Below are 10,540 nucleotides of genomic sequence, written 5' to 3' on the forward strand. Positions count from 1 at the left end.
CCAGGCTCCACATTGTGCCTTGGCCAACGATCTAAGAATTGAGGTCGGCGTTGAACAGCCAGGCTAATACTCCTTTACCCAATAGCTCCGATGTCGAAGCGGTGGTCACCAAGGCCATCCACCGCGCCGAGCAGTGGCTCGAGATCGAAGAGACCTCAGCTTCCACGAAGCAGTTGGCAGACATGGTGCATGATCCCGACGGCGTGGAATTCACCTTCGCCTTCGTCGACCGCGTGGCCCGCCCCGAGGACAACCACGTTTCGGCCAAGGAATTCGCCAAGATCGCCAACCCGTTTAAACGCACCGAGCCGGTGCCGGGGTTCATGAGCCTGGTCGATTCCATCCTGGTTACCGCCGGTTCCATCGCGGCCCCGCTGCTGCCGAATATCGTCATGCCGATCGCGCGCTCCTACCTGCGCGCCACCGTCGGCCACCTGGTGCTGGATGCGGAATCTAAGGCACTGGACCGCATGCTGGACGACTACCGAGACAAGGGCTTCCAGCTGAACCTCAACCTGCTGGGCGAGGCCGTGCTCGGCGAAGCTGAGGCACAGCGCCGCTTGGATAACACCCTCGACCTGCTGAAAAGCCCGCGGGTGGACTATGTTTCCGTCAAGGCTTCCTCCGTGGTCAGCCAGCTGAACCACTGGGATTTCGAGGGCTCCATCGAACGCCTGAAGGATCGCCTGCGCCCGCTGTACCGCCAGGCCATGAAGCGCGACCCGCACCCCTTCATCAACCTGGACATGGAGGAGTACAAGGACCTCCACCTGACCATCAAGCTGTTCACCGAGCTATTGGATGAGGAAGAGTTCCAGAGCCTTGAGGCCGGCATCGTGCTGCAGGCCTACCTGCCCGACACCTTCGACGCGCTGCAGGAGCTGGCGGAGTTCGCCGCGCAGCGCCGCGCCAAGGGCGGTGCCAAGATCAAGGTGCGCCTGGTGAAGGGCGCCAACCTCTCCATGGAGCGCGTGGATTCCGAGGTTCACGACTGGCCACAGGCCCCCTACCTGACGAAGGCGGAGGTGGATGCCAACTACATCCGCCTGCTGGATTGGGTACTGCAGCCCGAGCACGCAGATAACCTGCGCATCGGCGTGGCCTCGCACAACCTGTACCACCTGGCGCTCGCCCACGAGCTGTCCGTCGCCCGCAATGTGGAGCACCAGCTGGACGCTGAGATGCTGCAAGGCATGTCTCCGGCACAGTCCGCGGCCGTGCGCGACGTCACGGGCAACATGATCCTGTACACCCCGGTGGTCAAGAAGGAAGACTTCGACGTGGCCATCAGCTACCTGGTGCGTCGCCTGGAGGAAAACGGTGCGAAGCAGAACTTCCTCTACGCCCTGTTCACCCCGGAGGATGACGAGACCGACGTCACCGGCATGACCCCGATGCAGGGCCAAGAGCTGCGCTTCCGCAACTCCGTGCGCGACCGCTGGGAGACTTTCGCCGGTTCGCGTCGAACCCAGAACCGCCTGGAAGAAGAGGCCGAGAAGAAGGGCTGCCAGTCCGACGGCCTGCCCGGCAACTTCGTCAACGAGCCCGACACCGACCCGACGCTGCCCGCCAACCGCGAGTGGGCACTGCAGATCGTCGATCCGTCCAGCGATCCTGGCCCCGCCCAGACCCCGGAGGTTACGGACCCTGCGGTTATTGACGCCGCCGTCGCCCGTTGCCGCGAGGCTTCCGCACAGTGGTCACAAAAGACCGGTTGGGAGCGTGCAGAGCTGTTGGACCAGGCAGCAGATGCCCTGGCCAACAATCGTTCGAAGTTGATCTCGGCTGCAGTGTTCGAGGCGGGTAAGACCGTCGCCGAGACCGACCCCGAGGTTTCCGAGGCCATCGACTTCGCCCGCTACTACGCGGAGAGCGCCCGCCAGCTGGACCACGTGCGCGGCTCAGTGTTCACCCCGTACAAGTCCGTGGTGATCACCCCGCCGTGGAACTTCCCTATCGCCATCCCACTGGGCGGCATTTTCGCCGCGCTGGCTGCCGGTTCCTGCGCTATCATCAAGCCCGCGCCACAGGTGCTGCGCATCGCGGAGGTCTTCATGGGCATTCTGCGTGAGGCCGGTATCTCCGAGGACCTGGTACAGCTGGTCAACGCCGACGAGGCCGAGGCCGGCAAGCGCCTGGTGAGCCACCCGGATGTCGAGTCCGTGATCCTCACCGGCGCTTCCGAGACCGCGAAGCTATTCCGCGGCTGGAAGCCGCGCATGGTCATTAACGCGGAGACCTCCGGCAAGAATGCGATCATCGTTACCCCGGCAGCTGACCCGGACCTGGCGGTGGCGGACATCTTCAAGTCTGCGTATGGCCACGCGGGCCAGAAGTGCTCCGCCGCCTCGCTGATCATCGCCGTCGGCTCGATCGGCAAGTCCAAGCGCTTCATCAACCAGCTGGTCGATGCGGTGCGTTCTATGAAGGTCGGCCCGGGCTCCGACATTTCCACCTTTATGAACGGTGTGATCGAGGAGCCGGGCGACAAGCTGCTGCGCGGCCTGACCGAGCTGGACAAGGGCGAGAAGTGGCTGGTCAAGCCTCGCAAGCTCAATGACGAAGGCACCCTGTGGTCCCCTGGCCTGCGCGATAACGTGAAGCCGGGCAGCTGGTTCCACACCCACGAGTGCTTCGGCCCGGTGGCGGGCATCATGCACGCAGAGACCCTGGACGAGGCCATCGAGTGGCAAAATTCCACGGGCTTCGGCCTGACTGGCGGTATCCACACCATCGACGTGGAAGAAACCGCTTACTGGCGCGAGCGCGTGGAGGTCGGCAACGCCTACGTGGAGCGCGGCATCACGGGCGCTATCGTGCAGCGTCAGTCCTTCGGCGGCTGGAAGAACTCCGCCCTGGGCAGCGGTGCGAAGGCCGGTGGCCCGAACTACGTCGCCCAGCAGGGCGTGTGGACCGAGGGCGACCTGAGCGAGCTGGCAGCGGGCACCCTGCCGACGCACATTACGCAGCTGCTGCGCGAGATCCGCGGCCTGGGCTCCCCTGCCCTGTCCAAGGACGATCACGTGTGGCTGCGCCGCGCCGCGGAGTCGGATGCCTACGCGATGTCCACCGAGTTCGGCGTGGAGCACGACAAGACGGCCCTGGTCGTGGAGTCCAACGTGTTCCGCTACAAGCCGCTGCTCGAGCCGCTGCGCGTCCGCGTTTCCGAGGGCGCCAACCCGCGCGACCTGCTGCGCCTGAAGCTGGCCTCCGCTGCTACGGGCACGGAGCTGGATATCTCCGCCAACCCGGAGGTTGCCCGCGAGTGGGGCGAGCTCGGCGAGCAGATGCGTACTTCCTCCGACCGCGACTTTGCCGAGGAAATCGCCATCGCTCAGTCCGTGCGCGTCCGCTCCTTGGGTGAGGCTCCGGATGAGTTCTACGAGGCCGCTGCGAAGTCCGGCTCCGTGATCCTGGATCAGGATGTATTGCCCGATGGCCGCCGCGAGCTGCTGCCGCTGCTACTCGAGCAGGCGATCTCCACCACGGAGCACCGCTTCGGCTACATCCACGGCCTCACCCCTTAAGGCGCGGCGCTGAGCCTGACCGGGCGCGCAGCCCGGTCGCAGCCCGGCGCGCGCTCGCGTACAGCCCGGCGCGCTAGGCCTGCGCTTCCTGCTGCTGCGCCATGCGCCAGCGAATGCCGGCCTCCAGGAAGCCGTCGAGGTCCCCATCCAGCACCTTGCTGGGGTCGTTAACCTCGACGTTCGTGCGCAGGTCCTTCACCATCTGGTACGGGTGCAGCACGTAGTTGCGCATCTGGTTGCCCCAGGAGTTCGAGCCGTCGCCCTTCAGCGCGTCCATTTCGGCCTGTTCTTCTTGACGCTTCCGCTCCAGCAGCTTCGCCTGCAGCACCCGCATGGCGGATGCCTTGTTCTGAATCTGCGATTTCTCGTTCTGGCACGTCACCACAATGCCGGTGGGCACGTGGGTCAGGCGCACCGCCGAGTCGGTGGTGTTCACCGACTGCCCGCCGGGGCCCGAGGAGCGGTAGACGTCCACGCGTACGTCGTTTTCGTCAATGTCGATGTGGTCGGTCTTCTCCACCACTGGCAGCACCTCCACCTCGGCAAACGAGGTCTGGCGCCGCCCCTGGTTGTCGAAGGGGGAAATGCGCACCAGGCGGTGGGTTCCCTGCTCCACGGAGAGGGTGCCGTACATGTATTCGCCGTGGATGACGATGGTCGCGGACTTAATGCCGGCCTCCTCGGCATAGGAGATGTCGTAGACCTCCACCTTGTGCCCGGCCTTTTCCGCCCAGCGGGTGTACATGCGCAGCAGCATCTCTGCCCAATCTGCGGCATCCACGCCACCGGCGGCGCTGCGGATGTTCAGCACGGCTTCGCGCTCGTCGTACTCCCCCGACAGCATCGTCGTAACCTCGAGCGATTCAATCTCCTGGCGCAGCTCCTCGCGCTCCGCATCGGCCAACTGCACCGCTTCCTGAGCGGCATCCGGGTCGTCCCCGGCTTCCTCCTCGGCCATGTCGTAGAGCACCGGCAGGTCATCCAGGCGTTGGCGCAGCCCCGTGACCTTCTTCAGCTTCGCCTGCACGCGGGAAAGCTCGGAAGTCACCTGCTGCGCGTGGTCCGGATCGTCCCACAGCGAGGGGTCGGCGGACTTTTCCTCCAGCTCGCGGGCGCGGTCGCCCAGCTCGTCGAGGTTCAGCACCTTCTCGATGGTGGTCAGGGTGCCGTCCAGGTCGCTTAGGTCTGCAGAAACTTCCGGTTGCATAATGCGCAAGTCTACCCGGCGACATGCACAATGGAATGTATGGCTACTAACGGTTCTGATTCTTCTTCCCCGATCCCAGAGGACATGCTGAACGCGATCATCAAGACGTTCATCGTGGCGCATGTCGACGATTCCGACCACCACCTGGCTCAGGCATTGGTCTATAACGCGGGCCGACTGGCATGGCGTATGCGCCAGACGGGTCTGGATACGGAGCAGAAGACGTCCGTCAGTGATGTCGTGACCGCTGCGGATCGCGCGGCCGAGAAGTTCATCGCCGACGCATTGCGCGCCATCCGCCCCGAGGATGGACTTTTGGGCGAGGAGGGCACCGCCGTGGAGTCGAAGTCCGGTCGCACCTGGGTGATCGACCCGGTCGATGGCACGTACAACTTCACTACTGGTTCGGATTATTGGTGCTCGGCCCTGGCTCTGGTCGAGGGATCCCCCGATGATCCGGACGCCCTGTTGTTCGGCGCCGTTCACCGCCCGGCGATGGGCTACACGTGGTTTGGTGGCCCGGATATTCCTACTACTCGTGACGCCGCCGAGATCAGCCTGCCGAACACCACCGCGGAGCTGACCTGCCTGGGCGGCTACCTGCACCCCACGGACATCGCGGACGCCACCCGACTGAACAGCTGGAAGGCCGTAAGCACGCAGTTTGCCACGTTGCGCATGCTGGGGTCTGCGTCTATCGATCTAGCCTGCGTGGCCGGTGGCGAGCTCGGCTGCTGGATGCAGCACAGCGTGGCCAGCTGGGACTGGTTGCCTGGGCGTGCTTTGGTAGAGGGCGCTGGGGGTGTCGCTAAGAAGGAAGAAAAAGACGGCACCACCTGGTTCATTGCCGGGGCGCCAGACGCGGTAGAGCAGTCCGTTAAGGCGCTGCGCGAAGCCTAGCGAGAAGGCCGCACCTCCCCCCCCTTTGTCACACTAGTCACATTCTTCCCATGGCTTTACGTGCGCCACGGGGTTATCATGTGTGACATGACGGACTCGGTTTCCCCATATGCAGATGACCTGACCCTGGCGCTGTCGCTGGCCGACGCAGCCGACGCGATAACCATGGCGCGGTTCGAGGCAAATGACCTGAGCGTTGAATCGAAGCCCGACCTCACGCCGGTGAGCGACGCAGACACCGCCGTGGAGAAGGAACTGCGGGAACTCATCGCCGCACACCACCCGGAGGACGCCCTGCTGGGAGAGGAATTCGGCGGCGACGTCACCTTCGCCGGGCGCCAGTGGGTCATCGACCCCATCGACGGCACTAAGAACTTCGTGCGCGGCGTACCCGTGTGGGCCACGCTGATCAGCCTGCTGGTGGACGGCAAGCCCGTGGTGGGGGTTGTCTCCGCGCCCGCGTTGGGGCGCCGCTGGTGGGCTGCTGAGGGATCCGGCGCATGGCGACTGTTTAACACCCCGGCCAGCGCTGCCACCGGCGGTACTGGTAGCACTGGCGACACCGGCGCCACCGGCAACACAGGCAACGCAAACGGTGGGGTGCCGTCGGTAGGTGCTCGCCGCCTGGAGGTTTCGCAGGTTTCGCAGATCTCGGACTCTTCGATTGCGATTTCCTCCCTATCCGGCTGGGCGGACTGCGGCAAGCGCGAGCAGCTGATCAACCTGACGGATTCCGCGTGGCGCCTGCGCGGATACGGCGACTTCTGGTCCTACATGCTGGTCGCCGAGGGCGCGGTGGACATCGCCGCCGAGCCGGAGGTAAGCCTCTGGGACCTGGCGGCACTGGCGCCGATCATCACGGAGGCCGGCGGGCGCTTCACCTCCCTGGACGGCCAGGACGGCCCACACGGCGGATCTGCCGTCGCCACCAACGGCCTGCTGCACGAGGCCACGCTCCGCGCCCTGGATTAGCGCGCCGGCCTAGCGCTGAACTGCTGCCCGTGCCGCAGCTTCAGGGCGCTGGCCTGTCGCTAACCGAGCCTGACCCAAGCCGGGACCTACCCGGAACCTAGACGTCGAGCGCCAGATACACGGTGTCGAGGTACTCCTCGATGCCCTCGAAACCACCCTCGCGGCCCAGGCCGGACTGCTTCACTCCGCCGAACGGAGCAGACGCATCCGATAGCGCGCCACGGTTCACACCGACCATGCCGGCCTCCATGCGCTCGGCGAAGCGCAGGGTCTTCTTCATATCCTCGCCCATCACATAGCCAGCCAGCCCGAAAACGGTATCGTTGGCGACCTTCAAGGCTTCCTCATCGCTGGAGACGCGCTGCACGGCCGCGACGGGACCGAAGATCTCCTGATTAGCGATCTCAAACTGTGGCGTCACGCCCGTAAGCACCGTGGCGGGATACCAGAAACCATTCGGGTCCAGGTCGGGGTGCGTCTCCCCCAGCTTCTCCAAGGCCTCATTACCGCCGAGGGCAACGTGCGCCCCCTCCTCGACCGCCTTGGTTACCATGTCGCGCACTCCATCGCGCTGCTCCTGGCTAACCAGCGGCCCCATGGTCGTCTTCGGGTCGGTGCCCGGCCCCAACACGAACTCGCTCATCTTCTGCACCAGCCCAGCCTCGAACTTGTCAGCCAGGGACTCGTGAACGATGAAGCGGTTAGCGGCCACACAAACCTGACCCGCGCCACGCATCTTCGCCGCAATGGCCTGCTCCACGGCCTTGTCCACATCCGCGTGCTCCAACACAACGAAAGGCGCATTACCGCCGAGCTCCAGCGACGTGCGGATCGTCTTCTGCGCCGCGGTGGCGGCCAGCGCCTGGCCGACCTCCGTGGAACCTGTGAACGTCAGCTTGCGCAGGCGATCGTCGTCCAACAGGGCGGAAACGCGGCGCGCCGAAGATGTCGGCAGCACCTGGAACACACCATCCGGAATGCCGGCGATGCGCCCCAGCTCCGCGAAGTAGAGCATCGTCAGCGGGGTCAGCTGCGCCGGCTTAGCAATCACGGTGCAGCCCGCCGCCAGCGCCGGAGCCAGCTTGCGGGTCACCATCGCCAGCGGGAAGTTCCACGGGGTGATCGCCAGCACCGGCCCCACCGGACGGTGCGTAGTCACGATGCGTCCATTACCCGCCGGAGCCACGCGATACTCGCCAGCGATCGCCGCCGCCCGCTCGCTGAACCAACGCAGATACTCGGCAGCGTAGGTCACCTCGCCCTTGGAATCTGGCAGCGCGCGCCCCAGCTCCAGGCACTGCAAAGCCGCCAGCTGATCCGCGTGCTCATGCACCAGATCGAACAGCCGACGCAGAAGCTCGGAACGCTCCCGCGGGGTGGATTCGGCCCAGTCCGCCTGAACCTCCACAGCCTTATCCATGGCCTCCCGCGCATCATCCTCTGTCGCCGCAGCGACATCCGCGAAAGGCTTCCCCGTGGCGGCGTCAATAACCGAAATAGTTTCACCGGCAGACCCAGAGCGCCAGGCCCCACCTAAGAACAACCCCGTGGGCACCTCGAAGGAAAGCCCCGCGGCCTGAAGAGTGGTGCTGAATTCAGAAGGAATGTTGAGTGAAGTCATATACCCACATATACGCGCCTTTCGGAGGCAGGCTTACAGACCGCCACGCGCCTGCACCTTTTCCACTACCGTGGAAAGTGATAATTGCAGCGACGAAAGGAGCCCAGCTGTGCCTATGCCACAACAACGCGAAACCGCACATAAGACACGGGAATGGAAGAAGCTCACCGAATACGCCGACGCAACCCGCGGCACTCAAATGCGAGAGCTCTTCACCGAACAGCCGGGCCGCTCCAGCGACATGACCTACAACGTAGGCCCGCTGCACGTAGACCTGTCGAAGAACCTCATCGACGAGCGCGGACTGCGCCTGCTGCTGGATCTCGCTCGCGCCCGTGGCCTGGAGGACTACCGCAGCGCCATGTTCGACGGCGAGCACATCAACACCACCGAGGATCGTGCCGTGCTACACACCGCGCTGCGCATCCCGGTCGACCGGGAGTTCAGCATCCCAGTCGGGGCGGATGAAACGCAGGATGTGGCCGCCGATGTGCACGCAGTGCTGGGCCGCATGCGCGACTTCGCCAAGGCGCTCCGCTCCGGCTCCTGGCAGGGCGTGACCGGGCACACCATCAAGCACGTAGTGAACATCGGCATCGGCGGCTCCGACCTGGGTCCGGCGATGGCCGCACAGGCGCTGCGCCCCTACATGACGGCCGGCATTACGCCGCACTTCATATCCAACATCGACCCGGCGGACGTGGCCGGCACCCTCGACGGGCTGGATGCCGAGTCCACGCTGTTCGTCATCGCCTCCAAGACCTTCACCACCTCTGAGACTCTGGCCAACGCCCACGCCGCGCGCCGCTGGCTGCTGCGCAACCTCGCCGATGAGGGCGTGGACGTCGAGGGGGAGGACGCCATCCGCGACATCACCTCCAAGCACTTCGTGGCCGTCTCCACCGCCGCGGAGAAGGTGCAGGACTTCGGCATCGACACGAAAAACATGTTCGAGTTCTGGGACTGGGTAGGCGGCCGCTACTCCGTGGACTCCGCCATTGGTCTGTCCTTGATGGCCGCCATTGGACCGCAGGACTTCATGCGCTTCCTGGAGGGATTCCACGAGGTAGACGACCACTTCCGCACCGAGCCGCTAGAGATGAACATTCCGGTGCTGATGGGCATGCTGGGCGTGTGGTACACCGATTTCCTGGGCGCGCAGTCGCACGCGGTGCTGCCGTATTCCGAGGACATGGCACGCTTCCCCGCCTACCTGCAGCAGCTGACGATGGAATCCAATGGCAAGTCCGTGCAGCTGGACGGCGCCCCGGTGGAGGTTCCATCCGGCGAGATCTACTGGGGCGAGCCCGGCACCAACGGCCAGCACGCCTTCTTCCAGCTGCTGCACCAGGGCACGCACCTGGTGCCGGCTGACTTCATCGGTTTCGTCAACCCGCACGACGATGCAGTCGCCGCCGACGGAACCACCAGCATGCACGACATGTTGATGTCCAACTTCTTCGCCCAGACCCGCGTGCTGGCCTTCGGCAAGAACGCCGAAGAGTTGAAGGAGGAGGGCGTGGCCCCCGAATTGATCCCGCACAAGGTGATGCCCGGCAACCGTCCGACCACCACCATCCTGGCCAACAAGCTGACCCCGAAGACGCTGGGTGCGCTGATCGCACTGTACGAGCACATTGTTTTCGTGCAGGGCGTGATCTGGGGCATCAACAGCTTTGACCAGTGGGGTGTGGAGCTCGGTAAGAAGCAGGCAAACGCGCTGTTGCCTGCGGTTACTGGTGAGGAGCGTAGTGACGCCGGCGACTCCTCCACCGACGACCTCATCGCTTACTACCGTCAGCACCGGGGCTAGCGACTTACGCCGAAAGCTAACGCTGGGGGCCCGGTGATCGATATCCCTTACGAAACCTCTTCCCTCAAGACTGGTTTTGACTGGTTTTAGACCGCACGGATCCCCCAGAAAGGAACGCTCCCCAATGAAGATTCGCAAGACTTTGGCCGTAGGCCTCGCAACGGCATCGATCAGCGCGGGCGTAGCTGCGCCGGCACAGGCAGAGGCAACCACGCCGCAGACTGCGCAGGTGGCGCAGGCTGCTACGCCCGAGCCATACACCCCCATTACAGGCTCCCTGAGGATGGCTCCCGTCTTTCTAGCCTCTCCCATAGTTCTTCCAGCCGTTCTGTTGTACGCGATTTGGGTTCGCCTGAACCCCGGCCTCGGTTAGGCCAACGCCCCGCCCCACCGCAGTGCGTAGGGTGGGTAAGCGCCGGTTTCGGCGTCTACCCACCCTGACTAGTCTCTGGCCTGACCCTGTCCCCGGTCTGCCCCCTGACCCTGTCCCCGGTCTGCCC

General features: G+C 64.7%; 6 protein-coding genes. 4 read left to right on the forward strand and 2 right to left on the reverse strand.

The genetic code is table 11. The features are described 5' to 3' along the window. Positions 1-50: 50 nt before the first annotated feature. Entirely contained in the window at positions 51-3,527 is a 3,477-nt protein-coding gene (locus MHX66_RS07670; protein ID WP_239201942.1) for a bifunctional proline dehydrogenase/L-glutamate gamma-semialdehyde dehydrogenase, read from the forward strand. Between the two features lie 73 nt (positions 3,528-3,600). On the opposite strand, the gene prfB is transcribed toward MHX66_RS07670, so the two are convergent. Then, a complete protein-coding gene (gene prfB / locus MHX66_RS07675) occupies positions 3,601-4,734 on the reverse strand; it encodes a peptide chain release factor 2 (RefSeq protein WP_239201943.1) in 1,134 nt (377 codons plus the stop codon). A gap of 30 nt (positions 4,735-4,764) precedes the next feature. Between prfB and MHX66_RS07680 the strand changes: the two genes are divergently transcribed. Next, positions 4,765-5,634, forward strand: a complete 870-nt coding sequence (locus MHX66_RS07680; RefSeq protein WP_239201944.1) for an inositol monophosphatase family protein — start codon at positions 4,765-4,767, stop codon at positions 5,632-5,634. Between the two features lie 87 nt (positions 5,635-5,721). Next, positions 5,722-6,606: an inositol monophosphatase family protein gene (locus tag MHX66_RS07685; RefSeq protein ID WP_239201945.1), complete on the forward strand. Its 885-nt coding sequence runs from the start codon at positions 5,722-5,724 to the stop codon at positions 6,604-6,606. A 97-nt stretch (positions 6,607-6,703) separates the two neighbouring features. Here the strand turns inward: MHX66_RS07685 and MHX66_RS07690 are convergent, their stop codons facing one another. Continuing rightward, positions 6,704-8,227: an NAD-dependent succinate-semialdehyde dehydrogenase gene (locus MHX66_RS07690; protein ID WP_239201946.1), complete on the reverse strand. Its 1,524-nt coding sequence runs from the start codon at positions 8,225-8,227 to the stop codon at positions 6,704-6,706. A 115-nt stretch (positions 8,228-8,342) separates the two neighbouring features. On the opposite strand from MHX66_RS07690, the gene pgi reads away from it, so the two are divergent. After that, positions 8,343-10,040: a glucose-6-phosphate isomerase gene (pgi, locus tag MHX66_RS07695; RefSeq protein WP_239201947.1), complete on the forward strand. Its 1,698-nt coding sequence runs from the start codon at positions 8,343-8,345 to the stop codon at positions 10,038-10,040. Positions 10,041-10,540 lie beyond the last annotated feature (500 nt).

Origin of the sequence: Corynebacterium sp. ACRPH, from assembly GCF_022347285.1 — a bacterium.
In the GTDB taxonomy this organism is placed as follows: Bacteria; Actinomycetota; Actinomycetes; order Mycobacteriales; family Mycobacteriaceae; genus Corynebacterium.

Bases quoted from the DNA above. Each gene is read 5' to 3' on its own strand.
- prfB (WP_239201943.1), bottom strand. From the start codon at position 4,734: ATGCAACCGGAAGTTTCTGCAGACCTAAGCGACCTGGACGGCACCCTG.
- MHX66_RS07680 (WP_239201944.1), top strand. From the start codon at position 4,765: ATGGAATGTATGGCTACTAACGGTTCTGATTCTTCTTCCCCGATCCCA.
- MHX66_RS07685 (WP_239201945.1), top strand. From the start codon at position 5,722: ATGACGGACTCGGTTTCCCCATATGCAGATGACCTGACCCTGGCGCTG.
- MHX66_RS07690 (WP_239201946.1), bottom strand. From the start codon at position 8,227: ATGACTTCACTCAACATTCCTTCTGAATTCAGCACCACTCTTCAGGCC.
- pgi (WP_239201947.1), top strand. From the start codon at position 8,343: ATGCCACAACAACGCGAAACCGCACATAAGACACGGGAATGGAAGAAG.